Annotated in this window: 17 protein-coding genes; all 17 read left to right on the forward strand. The window is 50.9% G+C overall.

Translation table 11 applies throughout. The annotated features are described in order from the left end of the window. Nucleotides 1-344: 344 nt before the first annotated feature. Entirely contained in the window at nt 345-1856 is a 1512-nt protein-coding gene (locus tag GV001_RS08260; RefSeq protein ID WP_160079158.1) for an MBL fold metallo-hydrolase RNA specificity domain-containing protein, read from the forward strand. Nucleotides 1857-2197: 341 nt separating this feature from the next. Next, nucleotides 2198-2620, forward strand: coding sequence for a nucleotidyltransferase substrate binding protein (locus GV001_RS08265; RefSeq protein ID WP_160079159.1), 423 nt, complete (start codon nt 2198-2200; stop codon nt 2618-2620). After that, nucleotides 2617-2970 carry a nucleotidyltransferase domain-containing protein gene (locus GV001_RS08270; protein WP_256664886.1) on the forward strand — a complete coding sequence of 118 codons (354 nt, stop codon included), beginning with the start codon at nt 2617-2619 and terminating at the stop codon, nt 2968-2970. The genes GV001_RS08265 and GV001_RS08270 overlap by 4 nt, the downstream gene beginning before the upstream one ends. A 301-nt stretch (nt 2971-3271) precedes the next feature. Next, on the forward strand, nt 3272-4720 hold the full coding sequence (locus tag GV001_RS08275) for a mannose-1-phosphate guanylyltransferase/mannose-6-phosphate isomerase (RefSeq protein ID WP_160083244.1): 1449 nt from the start codon (nt 3272-3274) through the stop codon (nt 4718-4720). 170 nt (nt 4721-4890) lie between these two features. Beyond that, a complete protein-coding gene (locus GV001_RS08280) occupies nt 4891-5874 on the forward strand; it encodes an FAD-binding oxidoreductase (RefSeq protein ID WP_160079160.1) in 984 nt (327 codons plus the stop codon). A 22-nt stretch (nt 5875-5896) separates the two neighbouring features. Then, nucleotides 5897-6670 (forward strand): glucose-1-phosphate cytidylyltransferase, encoded by a 774-nt coding sequence (gene rfbF, locus GV001_RS08285; protein ID WP_160079161.1) that lies wholly within the window; start codon nt 5897-5899, stop codon nt 6668-6670. Between the two features lie 6 nt (nt 6671-6676). After that, nucleotides 6677-7765 carry a CDP-glucose 4,6-dehydratase gene (rfbG, locus tag GV001_RS08290; protein ID WP_160079162.1) on the forward strand — a complete coding sequence of 363 codons (1089 nt, stop codon included), beginning with the start codon at nt 6677-6679 and terminating at the stop codon, nt 7763-7765. A gap of 21 nt (nt 7766-7786) precedes the next feature. Then, nucleotides 7787-9100, forward strand: coding sequence for a lipopolysaccharide biosynthesis protein RfbH (gene rfbH / locus GV001_RS08295; protein WP_160079163.1), 1314 nt, complete (start codon nt 7787-7789; stop codon nt 9098-9100). Beyond that, entirely contained in the window at nt 9100-9657 is a 558-nt protein-coding gene (gene rfbC, locus GV001_RS08300; protein ID WP_160079164.1) for a dTDP-4-dehydrorhamnose 3,5-epimerase, read from the forward strand. The genes rfbH and rfbC overlap by 1 nt, the downstream gene beginning before the upstream one ends. 9 nt (nt 9658-9666) lie before the next feature. After that, on the forward strand, nt 9667-10497 hold the full coding sequence (locus GV001_RS08305) for an NAD(P)-dependent oxidoreductase (protein ID WP_160079165.1): 831 nt from the start codon (nt 9667-9669) through the stop codon (nt 10495-10497). Between the two features lie 36 nt (nt 10498-10533). Next, entirely contained in the window at nt 10534-11907 is a 1374-nt protein-coding gene (locus GV001_RS08310) for an NAD(P)/FAD-dependent oxidoreductase (RefSeq protein WP_160079166.1), read from the forward strand. A gap of 55 nt (nt 11908-11962) precedes the next feature. Then, nucleotides 11963-13357, forward strand: a complete 1395-nt coding sequence (gene wzx / locus GV001_RS08315) for an O-unit flippase-like protein (protein WP_160079167.1) — start codon at nt 11963-11965, stop codon at nt 13355-13357. Nucleotides 13358-13372: 15 nt separating this feature from the next. Further along, nucleotides 13373-14290: a glycosyltransferase family 2 protein gene (locus GV001_RS08320; protein ID WP_160079168.1), complete on the forward strand. Its 918-nt coding sequence runs from the start codon at nt 13373-13375 to the stop codon at nt 14288-14290. A gap of 40 nt (nt 14291-14330) precedes the next feature. Then, a complete protein-coding gene (locus tag GV001_RS08325) occupies nt 14331-15224 on the forward strand; it encodes a hypothetical protein (RefSeq protein WP_160079169.1) in 894 nt (297 codons plus the stop codon). Then, nucleotides 15221-16156, forward strand: a complete 936-nt coding sequence (locus GV001_RS08330; protein ID WP_160079170.1) for an NAD(P)-dependent oxidoreductase — start codon at nt 15221-15223, stop codon at nt 16154-16156. Before GV001_RS08325 ends, GV001_RS08330 begins: the two co-directional genes overlap by 4 nt. Continuing rightward, on the forward strand, nt 16157-17341 hold the full coding sequence (locus tag GV001_RS08335) for a glycosyltransferase (RefSeq protein ID WP_160079171.1): 1185 nt from the start codon (nt 16157-16159) through the stop codon (nt 17339-17341). Then, nucleotides 17342-18463, forward strand: a complete 1122-nt coding sequence (gene gmd / locus GV001_RS08340; RefSeq protein ID WP_160079172.1) for a GDP-mannose 4,6-dehydratase — start codon at nt 17342-17344, stop codon at nt 18461-18463. Nucleotide 18464: the final 1 nt, after the last annotated feature.

Consider the following 18464-nt stretch of genomic DNA (forward strand, 5'->3'; position numbering starts at 1 on the left):
GTTGCGGGCTTGCGGGTATCGGGGGTGGTTGGGGGCGGAGTACAAGGCCTCGGGGGCGATGCAAGGCTCCCTGGGCTGGCTGCCTACCTGGCGATTTGATCTCTGCGGATGAGTTGTGCAGGGGCCGGGTCAGCCTGAATGCAGGGTTTACTCGGGCCATCCAGGGCGACTAGATCGTCCGTGAGGCCTCCGTTTGAGATCTTCTGATCTCGTCGGAGTGTGCGCTGCATGGCAAAATGCCAGCCGTTAAAAAACTAGCGGGTCGATCAGGAATACGACCTTCTTCTCAATCGGCGCCGCTGGATGATGCGGTGCCGCCATCTGCCAGAGTTAAAGGATTAACGATGAGCTATCCGCGCATATTGCACCATGGTGCTGTAACAGGCGTCACCGGTTCGTGCCACCAATTGCAGATGGATGCCGAGCACGGCCTGCTGATTGATTGCGGTCTGTTTCAGGGGGCAGAGGTCTCTCCCGAGGGAGGGGCGGGGGCCGACAAGCTGGCGATTGATTTTTCCCTTGAGGGCATCAAGGCTCTGGTCGCCACCCATGTGCATATCGATCACGTCGGGCGCATTCCCTACCTGCTGGCATCCGGCTTCAAGGGACCGATCTTGTGCAGCGAACCTTCTGCCAAGCTGCTGCCCATCGTTCTGGAAGATGCCTTCAAGCTGGGTTTCAGTCGCGATCAGCAGCAGGTCGAACGTTACCTCAGGCTGCTCGAACAGCGCATCATCGCGCTCCCCTATGACCGCTGGTTTACCTTGGCCGACAGCGCACAGCTCAAAGCTGCTCTGCGCCTACAGCGTGCCGGGCATATCCTCGGCTCGGCCTATGTCGAGGTCGATCTGACTTATAAACAGGCTGGCGCCAGCAAGCGTATCGTCTTTTCCGGCGATCTGGGCGCTCCCCATTCGCCGTTGTTGCCCGCGCCCAAGGCGCCTGAGCGCGCCGATATCCTGGTGATCGAAAGTACCTACGGCGACCGCCTGCACGAGGACCGCCAAACTCGCCGCCAACGTCTGGAACAAGTCATCGAGCAGGCCCTGACCAACAAGGGGAGTGTGCTCATTCCGGCTTTCAGTATCGGTCGTACCCAGGAGCTGCTCTACGAGCTGGAAGAGATTCTCCATGATCACCCCGGCTTGCCCGGGAGAGGTGTTGCGGCGGCCAAGATGCGGCCAGATGGCTCACCGGAGAGCGAAACCATCGATTGGCACAACTTGCCGGTTATTCTGGATTCGCCGCTGGCCAGCCGGTTTACCCAGGTTTACCGTGAACTTGAGCCCTTTTGGGATATCGAAGCGCTGACCCGCGTGCGCGAGGGGCGCAAGCCGCTGTCCTTTGCCAATCTACTGACTGTCGACGCGCACCAGGCTCACCTGGCCATGGTCCGGCGCCTGGCAGAGACTGCGCAGCCAGCCATTGTGATTGCTGCAGGTGGCATGTGTGCTGGTGGGCGCATCGTCGACTACCTGAAAGCCATGCTGCATGACCCTCGGCATGACGTGCTGTTCGTCGGCTACCAGGCCCAGGGTACGCCAGGTCGTGCTATCCAGACCCACGGAGCCAATGGTGGCTATGTGCTCCTGGATGGGGAGCGCTACAATGTTGGCGCCAAAATACGTACCATTGGCGGTTATTCAGCCCACGCCGACCAGCAGGGGTTGGTGGATTTTGTAACGCAGATGAGAGAATGGCCGTCAGAAATTCGTATCGTGCATGGTGATGCTGACGCCAAAATTGCCCTGGCTGAGCACTACCGGGCGCAGTACCGACAGGCAAATCGTCACGTCGAGGTGAAAATACCTGTCGCCCGCGACAAGCCACGGCCGCAGAGCGGTTCACAGAAGTAAAGCGGCCTATAGATTCGGCCTGGATTAAGGAGGAAGGCCGGATTAAACAACGTGGCTATTGTAGGAGCCAGCTTGCTGGCGATTCGGAGCGTGGAGCATCGCCAGCAAGCTGGCTCCTACACAAATCAACCTGTTAGGCGGTCTACAGGCGGTCTGCTAGGGGCCTTTAGGCCCTGTCACGGCCAAGAGACCAGATGTGATCGATGGATAATCGCAGGGAGTAGGAGAGTGAGCAGGGAGTGGTTAGCCTGGGGCACCTGCCGTTCACGGCAATTTGCCCGGTTGACTGCAACCCGCGGGCATGGCGTGTAAAAATTCCTACTCAGGCTTGGAGCACAGCTTTGAACACTAAAGATATCCGCTGGTTGCAACGCCTGGATAACTTCAGCAAGGCCTTGGCGCAGCTGGATGAGGCGATGGAGTTAATGCGGCTTCGGCAGCTCTCTCGCCTGGAAAAGCAGGGGGTCATTCAGGCGTTTGAGGACTCCTACGAGTTGGCCTGGAACACCTTGAAAGACTTCCTGCTCTGGCAGGGCATCGAAGGCATCATTGGCTCGCGGGATACCATCCGGGAGGCATTCAGTAAAGGGCTTATCGAGGAAGGGCAGGGCTGGATGAACATGTTGGCTGATCGCAACAGAACGTCGCACACCTATAACGAAGAAACAGCAGAGGCGATCCTCACCAACATCAGCCAGCAACACCATGCCTTGCTGAAGGCCTTGCAGAAGGTACTGCTCGCCAGAGCCGCAGAGCAACCATGAAAAGCATGCAAAGCCTATCCGACAGCGGCTTACCGCCTGCGGCTATTCATGCCATTTGCCAGGTTTTTGCGTGTTACCCGGGGTTGGCTCAAGCCATTCTGTATGGCTCTCGCGCCAAAGGCACCTTCAGGTCCGGGTCGGATATCGACCTGACGTTAAAGGGAGAGATTACGGATCAGGAGTTGTTGAGCTTGTATGGCGATCTCGATGACCTGTGCCTGCCGTACAAATTCGACCTGTCGCTACACCGGCAGCTGGATAATCAGGCCCTGCTTGAGCACATCGAGCGCGTTGGTAAGATTTTTTATGACAGGGCCGGCCAATACAAGAACGGTACGCCTGCAATGTAGGAAATCGCCAGCCCGCTGAGTATCCCCATGAAATAGACGGGGCCTTTGCCAATGCCGAGTGCGCAGGCAAGCGCAAGCAAACCTACAAGGAGTAATTCCTGGTCGAAATGGATCGAGTGATGCCGTAGAGGGCATTGATCTCTCCAATCGAGCCGTATTAGCCGAGGGTGGAGGTCGTACCGGCTTATCCACAGATGGCTATGCTGCGCGTACATATGGCGCAGAACTGAATCGACTGTAGTGTCCCTCGATGGGAAAAACGCTGTACGAAACTACTACCTATTACAAGGCCCAAGGCTTCATGACGTCAGTTAACCCCATTCAACCAGTAGTCCTGTGTGGTGGAGCCGGTACGCGCCTGTGGCCGCTATCGCGAGCAGGTTTTCCCAAGCAGTTTCTTTGCCTGGTAGGTAAAGACAGCCTGTTCCAGCAGTCCATAAAGCGTCTTCTTGGAGGGGCTCAGGCGGGTAATGCGCCTGGCACGCCCTACATTGTCTGCAATGAAGAACATCGCTTCCTGGCACAAGAACAGCTACGAGAACTGGGGGTTGAGAATGCAACTTTCCTGCTCGAGCCGGTGGGGCGAAATACAGCCCCTGCGCTGACACTGGCTGCCTTGGCTGCGCGCGACGCAGGGGGCGACCCGATCCTTGTCGTCACACCCGCGGATCAAGCCATCAAGGATGACGCTGCCTTTCGCCTTGCGATGTACCAGGCCGTTGAGTCGGCAGCCCAAGGAAACATCGTCATCCTTGGCATTACCCCCGACAGGCCTGAAACCGGCTATGGCTATATCAAGGTGGGTGCATGCGATGAGGTGGTAGCAGCCGTCGAGCGCTTTGTAGAGAAGCCTGATAGGGAAACTGCCCAGGCTTATCTGGATGAGGGCGGTTACTACTGGAATGCAGGCTTGTTCGTACTCAAGGCTTCGGTCTGGCTAGCGGCTTTGGAGGCTTTCCGGTCTGATATTTTTCAGGCTACTGCTCAAGCTTGGTCTGGCAAACGGATAGATGGTGCTTTCGTACGTCCTGACCTAGATGCTTTCGTGGCGATACCCAGTGAGTCGGTCGATTACGCCGTCATGGAAAAATGCCCAGGCAGTGAATTCCCTATCAAGATGCTGCCCTTGGATGCCGGTTGGAGTGATCTGGGAGCCTGGGATGCGGTCTGGAACGTATCGCCCAAGGAGGAGGACGGAAATGCTCTTCAGGGGGATGTACTGATAACCGAGTCCCGCAACTCGCTTGTACATGCCAACAGCCGCCTTGTGGCCTTGGTCGGTGTGGAAAACCTGGTGGTGATTGAAACACCGGATGCCGTGCTGGTAGCGGATAGAGGTCGTTGTCAGGAGGTTAAGCAGATTGTGAATCTGCTTAACCTGCAGGCTCGCGAAGAGCTGAGTCTCCATCGCAAGGTGCATCGTCCGTGGGGCTGGTACGACAGCATCGATGAGGGCGGGCGCTTCAAGGTCAAGCGCATACAGGTCAAGCCAAAAGCTAGCCTGAGCTTGCAGAAGCACCATCACCGTGCCGAGCACTGGGTCGTGGTGCAGGGGACTGCAGAGATCACGCGGGGTAGCGAAACACTGCTACTCGGCGAGAATCAGAGTACCTATATCCCTCTGGGTGAAGTTCACCGTCTCGCCAACCCTGGCAGCATCCCGCTGGAAATCATTGAGGTGCAGTCTGGCAGCTACCTGGGCGAGGATGACATCGTGCGTTTTGACGACCAGTACGGGAGAAAAAATTGAAAATTTCCGCCGTGGGCTTGGGTTAGGTGGGTTTGGCTAATGCCATCCTGTTTGCCCGGTACTGCGAAGTTGTGGTTATTGATCTAGTCCTTGGTAGAAGTAAATTTTCTGAGTTGTCGCAAACAATCGATTAAAGACGACTCCACTGGGTTCAAAAATTTAGATAAGTTATGTCAATTGTAAAGCTATCCAATGCCAAGGTATTCGATTGTCAATCCGAGCAAACTTTGCTGGTGGCGGCTCGTATGCAAGGTATTGCTCTTGAACACAGTTGCCGAACAGGCCGTTGTGGCGTATGCAAGGCACGGGTTCTCGCAGGAGTTACCGAACCTCTTCAAGTGGAAGACTCACTTACCCAAGATGAGCGCTCCAGAGGTATCATCCTCACCTGTTGTCGAACAGCTGTGACAGATATTGAGTTGGATATAGAAGATCTTGGTGAGTTGGGTAACGTTGAGGTCAAGACGTTGCCCTGCCGTATACATGCCTTGCATATGCTATCTGATGATGTCGTTGAGGTTGCGCTCAGGCTGCCACCAACCAGCCCACTGCATTATCTGCCAGGTCAATACATCGATATTATCAAGGGCGGTATCCGGCGCAGCTATTCGATTGCCAACGCGCCGAGAGATGATGGACGAATCATCTTGCAGATTCGGAAAGTTCCTGATGGCGAAATGAGTCGTTATTGGTTCGAAGAAGCCAAGGAAAACGACCTGCTCAGATTAGAGGGGCCGCTTGGTACCTTCTGTCTGCGCCAAACACAAGTCTCGCAATTAGTCTTGTTGGCTACCGGAACCGGCATTGCACCTATTAAGGCGATTCTGCAGCAGCTTGCCAAAAGCGCAGGCGTTAATACCTACCGCAAAATACACGTCTATTGGGGGGGCAGGGTTGAGAAAGACCTGTACTGGACTCCAGACTTTCCCGAGTTTGACATGAATTATGTTTCAGTCCTTTCCCGTTCTCTAAATAGTTCTGGTGCACAAGGCTACGTTCAGGATGCAGTTATCGCCGCCGGTATCAATCTACAAGATGCTGTCGTCTACGCCTGCGGCTCCGAATCAATGATCGAGTCCGCGCGAAACAAGCTTATTGCGGCAGGCCTTGGGCCTGAAAATTTCCATTCCGATGCTTTTGTAAGCTCGAACTGATCATAGAATCTCGGAGAAAAATATGAAGGCGGTAATCCTTGCTGGCGGTCTGGGTACGCGGCTCAGTGAAGAAACCAGTACGCGTCCTAAACCTATGGTGGAAATTGGTGGCAAGCCAATTCTCTGGCACATCATGAAGATGTACGCGTCCCACGGCATCAACGATTTCGTGGTTTGTTGCGGCTACAAGGGCTACGTGATCAAGGAGTATTTTGCCAACTACTTCCTGCACATGTCCGATGTCACTTTCAATATGCGTGACAACAGCATGGAGGTGCATAACAAACGAGCGGAGCCTTGGAGCGTCACCTTGGTTGATACGGGCGAAAACTCCATGACTGGCGGACGCCTTCGTCGTGTCAGCGACTACGTCAAGAATGAAGAAGCCTTCTGCTTTACCTACGGTGATGGTGTTGGTGATATCGACATTGCCGAAACTATTCGTTTTCATAAAGCCCATGACAAAGCGGCAACTCTGACGGCTACCTACCCCCCGGGCCGTTTTGGCGCACTTGATATTCGTAATGGCCAAGTTATGAACTTCAAGGAAAAGCCCAAGGGTGACGGCGCCATGATCAATGGTGGCTTTTTCGTGCTAACGCCGAAAGTACTCGACTATCTCACCGATGACAGCACCATCTGGGAGCAAGAGCCGCTGATGAACCTAGCCAATGACGGCCAGCTGATGGCCTACGAGCATCACGGCTTCTGGCAACCTATGGATACCCTGCGCGACAAGAACTATCTGGAAGAGCTCTGGGAGAGCGGTAAGGCTCCCTGGAAAACCTGGTACTGACAGCCTATGAGCGCAAAAGTCTCCCCCTCCTTCTGGCAGGGCAAAAAAGTCTTTCTTACCGGGCACACTGGTTTTAAAGGCAGTTGGCTGGCACTTTGGCTGCAAAGCATGGGTGCCAGGGTCAAAGGTTTCGCCCTTGAGCCACCGACCACACCGGCGCTCTTCAACGAAGCGAAAGTAGCCGCTGGTATGGAGTCCGAGATTGGCGACATCCGCGACCTGGCCGCCATCACAGCCAGCATGAAGGCCTTCAACCCCGACATCCTCATCCATATGGCGGCGCAGCCGCTGGTGCGTTTGTCCTATCGCGAGCCGGTCGAAACCTACGCGACAAATGTCATGGGCACAGTGCATGTACTGGAGGCGGCCCGCCAGTGCGCTAATCTTCGCGCCATCGTCAACGTTACCACCGATAAATGCTACGAAAACCGTGAATGGGAATGGGGCTACCGTGAAAACGAGCCCATGGGTGGCCATGATCCCTACAGCAATAGCAAGGGGTGTTCCGAGCTGGTGACAGCCGCCTATCGAAACTCGTTCTTCAATATTCCCCAATCCCCAGCTCTGGCTTCTGCGCGTGCCGGCAATGTGATTGGCGGCGGCGATTGGGCGGAAGACAGACTTATTCCTGATATCCTGAATGCCTTTGAAAAAGGCCAACCAGTCGTCGTGCGTAATCCGCTGGCCACTCGCCCATGGCAGCATGTTCTTGAGCCGCTGAGCGGTTATCTGGTATTGGCACAGCGATTGTGGGAGGAGGGGCGGGTGTTCGCCCAAGGCTGGAACTTCGGTCCACAAGACGAAGATGCCCGCCCGGTGGAGTGGATTCTTGCGCGCATGATCGCAAGCTGGGGCGAACAGGCACGTTGGCAACTGGATGAAAGTCCGCAGCCTCACGAAGCCCGTTACTTGAAGCTGGACATTTCCAAGGCCCGCAGCCGTCTACGCTGGTCGCCGACATGGTCACTTGAAACAACACTGGGGCGTATTGTCGATTGGCACCGCTCCTGGCTCGCCGGCAATGACATGCGAGCCGCTTGCCTGGCCGAGATAGACGCCTATATGGCTGACATGTCCGCTCCTGGCGCTTATTAAATTTTTACAGCAGGAACACCCATGAACCCCGATATGCTCCGCCAAGAAATCAGTAAGCTCGTCGAGCAGTATGCGCAAGCGACCTTGGCTCCAAAACCCTTCGTCGCTGGCGAAAGCGTAATTCCTCCGTCCGGCAAGGTGATTGGAGCGCGTGAGCTGCAGTTCATGGTTGAAGCGTCCCTGGACGGCTGGTTGACCACCGGGCGTTTCAACGCCGAATTCGAGAAGAAACTCGCCGAGTTTCTCGGGGTGAAATTCGCCTTGTCGGTAAACTCCGGTTCGTCGGCCAACCTGGTCGCGTTCAGCACCCTCACGTCTCCCAAACTTGGCACACGTGCCATTCGCAAAGGTGACGAAGTCATTGGCGTTGCTGCAGGCTTTCCTACAACCGTCAACCCCATCGTGCAATTCGGCGCAATTCCGGTGTTCGTCGATGTCGACATGGCGACCCACAACATCGATCCCGAGCTGATCGAAGCCGCCATCACCCCGAAAACCAAAGCTATCATGCTGGCCCATACTTTGGGTAACCCCTTCAACCTCAACAAGGTCAAGGCGCTGTGCGAAAAGTACAACCTGTGGCTGGTTGAGGACTGCTGCGACGCGCTGGGCGCCACCTATGACGGCAAACAGGTCGGCACCTTTGGCGACATTTGCACTCTGAGTTTTTACCCCGCGCACCACATCACCATGGGAGAAGGCGGCGCGGTATTCACCAACGACCCACTGCTAAAAACGATCGCCGAATCGTTCCGCGACTGGGGCCGTGACTGCTACTGCGCACCGGGCTGCGATAACACATGCGGCGATCGTTTCGGCCAGCAGTTGGGCAGTCTGCCCAAGGGCTACGACCACAAATACGTCTACGCCCACCTGGGCTACAACCTGAAAATCACCGACATGCAAGCCGCCTGCGGTCTGGCACAGTTGGAGCGTGCCCAAGAGTTCATCGACACCCGCAAACGCAACTTCGACCTCCTGAAAACCCGCCTCGCGAGCCTGTCGGACTTCATCGAAATTGCCGAAGCAACTCCCAACAGTTCACCGTCCTGGTTTGGTTTTCCGGTAACCCTGAAGGAAAGCAGCGGTATACAGCGCGTAGATCTGCTGAAATTCCTCGATCAGAACAAAATCGGCAGCCGCTTATTGTTCGCGGGCAATCTAATTCGGCAACCGTACTTCCAGAACTTGGAGTATCGCGTGGTGGGCGAACTGACCAATACTGATCGCAGCATGAATCAGACGTTCTGGTTGGGTATTTACCCAGGCTTGGGTCAGAAGCACTTCGACTTTGTGGGTGATAAACTAGAAGAGTTCTTTGGGCTTAGTTTTTAATGTTCGAAATACGACCATCAGTTATTCAAGGGTGCTATGAAATACAACCGCGAGTCTTTAACGATGAGCGTGGCCGATTCGTAAAGATTTTTCATAGCGATGAATTCGAAAGGAATAATTTTGCGACGAACTTTGTCGAAGAATATTATTCGGTTTCCAACCGTGGCGTACTGCGTGGTTTGCATTTCCAAGTGCCGCCGAAAGAGCACAAAAAGGTTGTCTATTGCGTGCAGGGTGAGGTATTTGACGTTGTTCTTGATTTAAGACAAGGGTCACCAACCTATGGCATGGCGGAAGCCTTCACTCTCGGCGCGGATAAAGGGAACTATGTTTATATAGCTGAAGGACTTGCCCACGGTTTTTGCGCTGTCAGTGATACAGCTGTACTTGTATACAAGGTAACCAGCACTTATTCACCACAGCACGATTCGGGAGTTCTGTGGAGTTCCGTTGACGTTGATTGGCCGGTAAAGAATCCACTGGTTTCAACTCGCGACACCTTGTTCCCTGGGCTTTCCGAATTTGTCAGCCCATTCATTTATCCGAGCTGCACCTAACAACTTGCTATGAATATATTTTTGACTGGCGGTACAGGATTCATAGGTGGGCATTACTTGTCGCGTGTGGCCAGCACTGGCCATCGGGTTACCGCACTTCGCCGAACAGCTTCTGCATCTGAGCTATCTACTGAGAGTAGGATAGTATGGCTTACTAAGGCGATGGACGAGGTCAGTGTTGCAGATTTAGCAGGGCATGATGTTTTAATTCACTTAGCCTCGGCGGGTGTAAGCCCACAGAAAGCGACTGTGCAAGAATTATTTTATTGGAACGTTAGTGTGATGGTGGGCCTTCTCGACAAGGCAAATCAAGCCAATATTAAGCGCGTTGTAGTTGCCGGGTCGTTTGCTGAGTATGGGCGGTCGTTTGATAACTATGATTTTATCCCTGTTGATGCACCGTTAAAGCCTGCTTCGTTGTATGCCGCGTCGAAAGCTGCTGCTTATGTAGCAGCTACGGCATTTGCAATAGAGTCAAATATTGAACTCTGTTATTTGCGAATTTTTTCGGCCTTTGGTGAAGGGCAATACGAAGGTAATTTTTGGCCTGCGCTTCGCGCCGCTGCAGTGAGTGGCAGCGATTTCCCAATGACAGCGGGTGAGCAAGTAAGGGACTATTTCCCGGTTGAGAATGTTGCGGAAGCCATTGAGCGTTCTGCTGAGCGCTCAGATATTCGCCCAGGTGAGCCTCTGGTGTTGAACGTAGGCAGTGGGGTACCGGTTTCCATGCTCGAATTTGCCAAGTATTGGTGGGATAAGTGGGAGGCGAAAGGGCGTCTTTTGGTCGGCGCATTACCCTATCGAGAAAATGAAGTCATGCGCTGCGTACCGAAGATTTAAAGAGCAAAGATTTGTAAGTAAGGACGAAACAGCCAAATGATCACCATACTAGGCGCTGGATTGGCGGGCTTAAGCTGCTCCTTTCATTTGGGGCACGATCAATGTCGTATATACGAAGCTAACTCCTATCCAGGTGGGCATATTCATAGCCGTGAGAAAAACGGTTGTGTATGGGACCAAGGCCCGCATGTATCCTTTACAAAAAATAATTACGTAAAATGCCTTTTTGAAAAAAGTATCAACGGAGAATATTCGAGCTACAAAGCAGAAGTTGGCAACTACTTCCATGGGGCATGGATACCACACCCTGCTCAGGCAAACCTATTTGCTGTGCCAGAGCCGCTACGATCTCAGTGTCTAGATGGGTTCTTGGCGCGAGTTGAACACGCTGCTGATGAAAACCACCATGTAGCGAGCTATGAGGACTGGTTGCTTGCTGCATTCGGTGACGTCTTCACTGCAGAGTTTTCCGCTGTCTACACCCAAAAATATTGGACAGTAGCACCCAAGCAGCTCACGACAGACTGGGTGGGGGGGCGTGTATTTCGGCCAGAAATAGATGCGGTTGTCAAAGGCTATAATGGACCGCCAAGTGTTGCTGCGCACTATATTCAAGAGGTGCGCTACCCAAACAACGGTGGGTATTTTTCTTACGCTAAAGGCTTTATCGCAGGTGCAAATATAAGCACTGGGTATCAAGCAACATCTATTGATCTCGAGCGCCAAGAAATTAAGTTCGCTAATGGCGAATTGCATATTTACGAAAAGCTGATTAATACAATCCCTTTACCCGACTTCGTTCGTCTCTGCTCCCCGCCCGAGAATGTACGTAGCGCGGCGGATCAGTTGACCTGTACATCCATGCTCCTCGTCAACGTGGTGGCTGCCCACCCAACGATGAAATCTTACCATTGGATGTACGTATACGATGAAAATATGCTTTCTACACGGATCAGTTGCATTGAGTTGATCTCGCCTAGCAGCGTTCCAGCGGGTAAAACGGCACTTCAGGTTGAGGTCTATGCCTCCCGGTACAAACCCTTTACGCTTTCCCATAATGAGATTGCGGAAATTGTGTGCCAGGAATTGATTGCAATGGGTTTTGTTGCCTCAGTTGAATCCTGCCATACGCATTATATTCCTCATGCCAACGTGGTGTTTGATCACTCCCGTCGGAAGAGTCTGGATTGCATATTTGACTGGCTAAGCGGATATGGCTTGGTGCGTGAGGACGATGATCTAGATGCGATGACCGATTGGAAGAGGGAAATAAATTTTGCACCGGATAGGCTCGTGCTTGCAGGAAGATTTGGGCAGTGGAAGTACTTTTGGTCCGATGACTGCGTCCTCAGAGGACGTCAGATAGCGGCCGCTTTTAAGGGGACGTTTGATACTGAGTATTTCTGTTGATAGGTAATTCGCTGCAGTTTTTTCAAGATTTTTATCTGTCTGCTCTCAAGTTCACATGTTAGGTGAAATTTTGTTTTCTCGTCGAGATATCTCCTGGGGGTACGCTGCGCAGTTTCTGAATATCGGAGCTGGGCTTATTATGCTTCCCGCGGTTGTCAGCTTCATGTCAACAGATGAAGTGGGGTTGTGGTTTGTATTTGTTTCTATCGCGGGGTTGGCGCAGTTATTAGAGTTGGGCTTCCAGCCAATACTCATTCGAAATTTTTCTTATGTCTACGCTGGTGCAAAAGAACTGCAGGCAGAAGAGTTGCCAGCCTGTGAGGGCGGCAAGCTGGATCAAACGCTGTTTTCAGATTTGCTGATTGCCTCTAGACGAATCTATTTTTTTGTCAGTTGTCTGGCAGCTATTTTTTTGCTGACAGCTGGAACGTTTTATATACATACCCTGTTGCCTGATGGCGTCAACGAGAACTACGTTCTTATCGGGTGGGGATTGTATGCGCTGGGGCTGGTCATCAGTTTTTATTATGGTTATCTAAACGCTGTTTTACAGGGACGTGGGCAAGTTTCTGAAGCGAATAAAGTTATCGTTTTCTCTAGGGTTTTGTTCGTTATCTTGGGTGTAGTGTTGGTGGGTTTGGGGTTTGGTCTTGTTGGTATGGGCGTAGCCTCTATCGTTTCAATGGTAACCAGTCGCTTTCTAGCGCTATATTTCGTTTTCTCTTCCGCACATCCGGAAATGAAAAACCTGCTACCTACAAAGACAGGTCCGAAAAAAATCATATTTATGCTGTGGCATAACGCCAGTCGTTTTGGTGTGGTATTGGTTGGGGTGTTTTTAATCTGGCGAGCGAACGTTTTGATTGCTGCTTCCTTGTTGGGTTTGGCTGAGGCTGCTAGCTATGGCCTGGCAATACAGCTATTTTTTATACTCAACACTGTTGCATCAGTACCCTTCAATATTTCCATGCCTAAGATAAATACGTTGCGAGCACAAGCTAAACATGGTGAGGTTTATAAAGGCGTTTCTATGCTCTTGGTGTTGTCATTGTTTATTTATTTGCTAGGCGCTGTATTTATTGCTGTCCTCGGTAACTATTTTCTGGCAATTATCAATAGCCCAACCACGCTGCCTGCGAGCCCCATTCTCTGGCTGATGGTTTTGGTTTTCCTGTTAGAGATAAATCATGGTTCGTGTGCGAACTTCATTGCTACAGGTAATAAAACACCCTTTGCTGCTGCTGCAATAATTACAGGCATGGCTATTGTATTGAGTTCGCTGTTGCTGGCCCCCTTGCTTGGCATGTTAGGGCTGGTTTTAGCCCAAGGGGGGATGCAGGTGTTGTATAACAATTGGAAGTGGCCAATGGAGACGGGGAAGATTTTCAAAGTGCCCTACGTGAAAGTGTTGGGTGATGGTTTCGGATACCTTGTAAGATCAAAATTATAAAAGGTTGCGTGTTTTATGAGTGCGTTAGTTACCATCATTATTCCAACGATTGGGCGTCCTGATTATATTAGGCACACATTGGCGGCGGTGCTTGGTCAAGATTATAGTAATTTGGAAATATTGATTTCTGATAATTCTCCAAGTGTGCCTACTGCGTCTCTTTTGCCGCAGAAGTTGGATCCTCGGATAAATATAATTTCACACGCTGCGCGTTTAGAGTTTAGCGAGCATATGAATCTGTGCTTGTCGGCAGCTAGTGGTGAGTACCTAATGATCTTATCGGATGATGATCTTATTGGTGCTAGTTATGTAAGCGAAATGATGTCGCTTTTTCACGATCCGCAAGTAAAGGTGGCTATAGGAACTCAAGAAATTATCGGTGAAAGTGACTTCTCGATAAAAGAGTCCCAGCTTTCTGAGTCGCAAGTGGTCGCCGGTAATTCATACGTAAATAGTATTATGGCTGGTCACGTAAAGTCGCCAGTGTTGACTTATTTTTCTTTGTTTGCAAGGCGTCAAGACATTCTCGATGCAGGTGGTTTTAATAACTATCCAGATGGCTCCAATGCGGACAACTATTTGTTTTACTCTCTTGCTATGAGCGGGTTGGTAGGCATATCCAGCGCTTGGATGGGTTATCGCGTTTATCAGGCTAGCTCTGGTTTGAGTACAGCGTTTGTGAAGCTGTATAGATCGACCTCAATGTATGATAAGGACGTTTCAGCGATGCTGTATAAGAGGAGTAATATGTCATTTCTCGCGCAGGTGAAGCTGAGGGTTATGTTTAAGCTTTCTTCTCGAAATATGCTTCTGACACGTTTGCGCTCAATTTATAAGTCGAAAATGTCGCTGCAAGAATATGCGCTTTATAACCTTAAAGTTTTGTTCGTGTTCTCATTTTCAAACCCGTTTTCTGGGCTGTTTAGCGGTTAGTCTTTGCGCTATTGGGTTATTCGATTTATGGGGGTGGTAAATGTTTTTGCGTAAATTAAAAAGTGTAATTGGAGAGGTTTTTGCTCTGCGATTGAAGCTGGACGAGATGCAGGTGGCGCTAGGGCGCATAGAGTCTCGGCAGGTTGAGCATGGTTTTGACGGTTTTTTGCATGGTGCGGAGTTTAAAGTTTTCTCTCAATGGGGGGAGGATGGAATCCTGCAGGCGATTATTCGCACTATTAACCCAGTGTCCAAGATTTTCATTGAGTTCGGTGTGCAAAATTACTGTGAGTCTAATACAAGGTTTTTGTTGATTAATAATAATTGGTCGGGGCTTGTCATTGATGGTAGCTCGGATAATATTAATTATATAAAAAACGATCCGATATATTGGCGTTACAATCTTAAGGCGGAGTGTCAGTTCATTGATCGTGACAATATAAATTCTATTTTTCTGCGAAATGGTGTGCAGGGCGAGATAGGGCTTCTGTCTATTGATATTGATGGCAACGATTATTGGGTTTGGCAGTCTATCGACTCCGTTAAACCGGCTATTGTCGTGACCGAGTACAATGCACGCTTCGGCGCGGATAGGGCCGTGACAGTACCATATGATCAAGATTTTGTACGCTCTGAGGCGCACTATTCTCATATATATTATGGCGCGTCTTTGAAAGCGCTGTGTCAGTTGGGTGATAGCAAAGGCTACGCATTTGTAGGATGCAATTCTGCGGGAAACAACGCATTTTTTGTGCGTCGAGATTTGCTAAAAGCACCTCTTCGAGAGCTGTCTGTCGCCGAGGGATTTATACTTCATAAGTTCCGCGAAGCGCGCGACGCTGAGGGGCAGTTGACATTCCTCTCGCCGGAAGAAGAGAGCGATCTATTGTTTACGCTTCCGTTGATTGATGTTGAGCACGGAGTGTCGGAATGAATAGAAGGGTTTTAGTGACGGGAGCTTACGGGTTTATTGGTCGGCACGTTGCTAAGTGCTTTTCAAATTACGGCTACCATGTCACCGGCATCGGGCATGGCAACTGGTGTGGCGACGAGCAGGAAGCATACGGTGTTGATCGTTGGTGTTCTGACAGTGTCAGTTTTGAGTCTTTGAGCACGCGCTTATTTGGAGAGACGTTCGACGTTATTGTGCACTGTGCCGGTAGCGGATCAGTTTTCTTTTCCATGTCTCATCCGCATGATGATTTTGTCAGTTCGGTAAGCACTACAGCTGCTACGTTAGAATACGCAAGATTGCATGCTCCGCAGGCAAAGTTTATCTATTTGTCTAGCGCAGCAGTTTATGGTGCGGTTGAGGCCTTACCTATTTCTGAGTCTGAACCACTCAAGCCCCTCTCGCCTTACGGCGTTCATAAGTTGTTATGCGAAGAACTGTGCAGGTCATATAGTAATAATTTTAATTTGACAGTGACAGTGGTCAGGCTATTTTCGATATACGGCGACGGTCTAAAGAAACAGTTGTTGTGGGATGCTTGTAATAAAATCGTTGCAGGAGATTATTCTTTTTCAGGCACGGGAGCAGAGGTGCGCGATTGGCTTCATGTCACCGATGTTGCTGAGCTTATAGTCAGGCTGTCAAATGTCTCGAGTGATAACTTTGTATTCAATGGTGGTGCCGGGGTAGGTGTTTCTGTAAAAGATATTTTAGTTAAGCTTTTTCAAGCCAATACCGTCCAAGGCGAGCCTTATTTCTCAGGTCTGCAACGTGCAGGCGATCCTCCGGGCTTTCAAGCGGATACAGCTCTAGCATTAGCCACAGGTTGGACTCCCAAGGTAAATTTAGAGCAGGGGGTGCGTAATTACGCGGATTGGTTTAAATCTGTTCTTGCAGCCAGTCATAAGGGTTGATTGCATTATGGTACTGAAAAAACAGTATGTGGCAATTTTATGATTAATGTTGGTATTACTGTTCGTGTGGCAGATGGCTGGCTCGGAGGTCTTAATTACTTCAAGAGCCTTGCTGTTGCCTTGAATAATATTTCTTCTAAAGAAGTTCATGTTTTTTTTCTCACCAATGATGCGGCGGCTCTTTCTCATCTGAATGGTAAGACGGTAACAGTCAAAGAGTCCTCCCGCGTATTCTGCCCCTCGCTCCTCATTCGATTTCTTAGGAAAATAACAAGTATCGATTTTTCCTTATGGAGCGAGTCAATTGAGAACGATATCACTATATTTACCCATGTTCAGCCTGGCCGCTACTCTCGTGTCCCTGAAGTGTTTTGGATGCCGGATTTTCAGCACAAATATTACCCGGAGTTTTTCAATAGTCAGGAGTTGTTGAGTAGGGATAATGCGATTAGATCCACCGCTTGGTCCCGGGAAATTCTATTTAGTAGCGCTTCTGCTGAGCGAGATTTTAGACAGTTCTATCCCGAGTTGACTGACGTGCGAAGCCACGTTTTACGCTTTGCGCCAATTCTGGATGTGAATGCGATTGGCGCTATGTCAGAGTCATCCATTCGCGAAAAATATAAACTACGCAATACCTTTTTTTATTTGCCCAATCAATTCTGGAAGCATAAGAATCATCAAGTGGTGGTTGAGGCGTTGAGCGCATTGTCGGACGATTTCGTTGTCGTTTGCAGTGGTGAAACTAGAGATCACCGTAATCCTGAGTATATACAGCAGCTTCTGGCTAAGGTTTCTTCCGCTGGATTAAATGACCGGTTTAAAATTTTGGGTGTGGTGCCAAGGGAGGATATGTATGCGCTGTTTAATTACGCTGTCGCCGTAATTAACCCTTCCTTGTTTGAGGGCTGGAGTACCACTGTAGAAGAAGCCAAGTATATAGGTAAGCGGCTAATTCTTTCTGATATATCCGTTCATCGAGAGCAGAATCCAGCGGATGCATTGTATTTTCCTGCCGATCGCGCAGATCAGCTCGCTGATTGCATGCGGCGTATTGTTGTAGAATATGACCCTAAAATTGAGGTGGCGCGAAAATCGAAAGCCGCTTTAGCGTATCCAGGTGCAGTGGAAAATTTTGCGCTCGATTATATTGATATTATAAAGTCCTGTATGGAGAAAATGTAGATGGCTAAAAAAGCACTTATTACAGGTATTACTGGGCAGGATGGTTCTTACCTGGCTGAACTGCTGCTGGAAAAAGGTTATCAGGTTCATGGTATCAAACGCCGTGCGTCTTCCTTTAACACCCAGCGGGTGGACCACATCTATCAGGATCCGCATGTCGACAACCGTAATTTTGTGCTGCATTACGGTGATCTGTCTGACTCTTCCAACCTGACCAGAATTATTCAGGAAGTGCAGCCGGATGAGGTATATAACCTCGGTGCGCAGTCGCATGTGGCAGTAAGTTTTGAGTCGCCGGAATATACGGCCGATGTGGATGCCATGGGTACCTTGCGAATTCTGGAGGCGATTCGTCTCCTAGGGCTGGAGAAGAAAACCCGTTTTTATCAAGCATCTACCTCGGAGTTATATGGTCTGGTGCAGGAAACTCCTCAGAAAGAAACCACGCCGTTCTATCCACGCTCACCCTATGCGGTGGCCAAGCTGTATGCCTACTGGATTACGGTTAACTACCGGGAGGCCTATGGCATGTATGCCTGTAACGGCATTCTGTTCAACCACGAATCCCCGCGTCGCGGCGAAACCTTTGTGACGCGCAAAATTACCCGAGGCTTGGCCAACATTGCTCAGGGGCTCGAGCAGTGCCTGTACATGGGGAACGTCGACGCCCTGCGTGACTGGGGGCATGCGAAAGATTACGTGCGTATGCAATGGATGATGCTGCAACAGGACGCGCCGGATGATTTTGTTATCGCTACAGGCGTGCAGTACTCCGTGCGTGAGTTCATCAGCTGGTCGGCCGAGGAGCTGGGCGTGAAGCTTCGCTTTGAAGGGCAGGGCATTGATGAAGTCGCGATTGTAGATAGCATCCATGGCGACAAGGCTCCTGCGCTCAAGGTAGGCGACATCATCATGCGCGTGGACCCGCGTTATTTCCGGCCTGCAGAAGTTGAAACGCTGCTGGGCGATCCGACCAAGGCGAAGGAAAAGCTCGGTTGGGTTCCCGAGATCACCGTGCAGGAGATGTGCGCCGAGATGGTGGCGGAAGACCTTAAAGTTGCCCGGCGCCACGCGTTGCTGAAGCTGCATGGCCACGACGTTCCAGTTTCACTGGAGAACTGAG

The organism is Pseudomonas sp. 8AS (assembly GCF_902506505.1).
GTDB lineage: Bacteria > Pseudomonadota > Gammaproteobacteria > Pseudomonadales > Pseudomonadaceae > Aquipseudomonas.

Coding starts and splice junctions, on each gene's coding strand:
- GV001_RS08260 (WP_160079158.1), top strand. CDS start 345: ATGAGCTATCCGCGCATATTGCACCATGGTGCTGTAACAGGCGTCACC.
- GV001_RS08270 (WP_256664886.1), top strand. CDS start 2,617: ATGAAAAGCATGCAAAGCCTATCCGACAGCGGCTTACCGCCTGCGGCT.
- GV001_RS08275 (WP_160083244.1), top strand. CDS start 3,272: ATGACGTCAGTTAACCCCATTCAACCAGTAGTCCTGTGTGGTGGAGCC.
- GV001_RS08280 (WP_160079160.1), top strand. CDS start 4,891: ATGTCAATTGTAAAGCTATCCAATGCCAAGGTATTCGATTGTCAATCC.
- rfbF (WP_160079161.1), top strand. CDS start 5,897: ATGAAGGCGGTAATCCTTGCTGGCGGTCTGGGTACGCGGCTCAGTGAA.
- rfbG (WP_160079162.1), top strand. CDS start 6,677: ATGAGCGCAAAAGTCTCCCCCTCCTTCTGGCAGGGCAAAAAAGTCTTT.
- rfbH (WP_160079163.1), top strand. CDS start 7,787: ATGAACCCCGATATGCTCCGCCAAGAAATCAGTAAGCTCGTCGAGCAG.
- rfbC (WP_160079164.1), top strand. CDS start 9,100: ATGTTCGAAATACGACCATCAGTTATTCAAGGGTGCTATGAAATACAA.
- GV001_RS08305 (WP_160079165.1), top strand. CDS start 9,667: ATGAATATATTTTTGACTGGCGGTACAGGATTCATAGGTGGGCATTAC.
- GV001_RS08310 (WP_160079166.1), top strand. CDS start 10,534: ATGATCACCATACTAGGCGCTGGATTGGCGGGCTTAAGCTGCTCCTTT.
- wzx (WP_160079167.1), top strand. CDS start 11,963: ATGTTAGGTGAAATTTTGTTTTCTCGTCGAGATATCTCCTGGGGGTAC.
- GV001_RS08320 (WP_160079168.1), top strand. CDS start 13,373: ATGAGTGCGTTAGTTACCATCATTATTCCAACGATTGGGCGTCCTGAT.
- GV001_RS08325 (WP_160079169.1), top strand. CDS start 14,331: ATGTTTTTGCGTAAATTAAAAAGTGTAATTGGAGAGGTTTTTGCTCTG.
- GV001_RS08330 (WP_160079170.1), top strand. CDS start 15,221: ATGAATAGAAGGGTTTTAGTGACGGGAGCTTACGGGTTTATTGGTCGG.
- gmd (WP_160079172.1), top strand. CDS start 17,342: ATGGCTAAAAAAGCACTTATTACAGGTATTACTGGGCAGGATGGTTCT.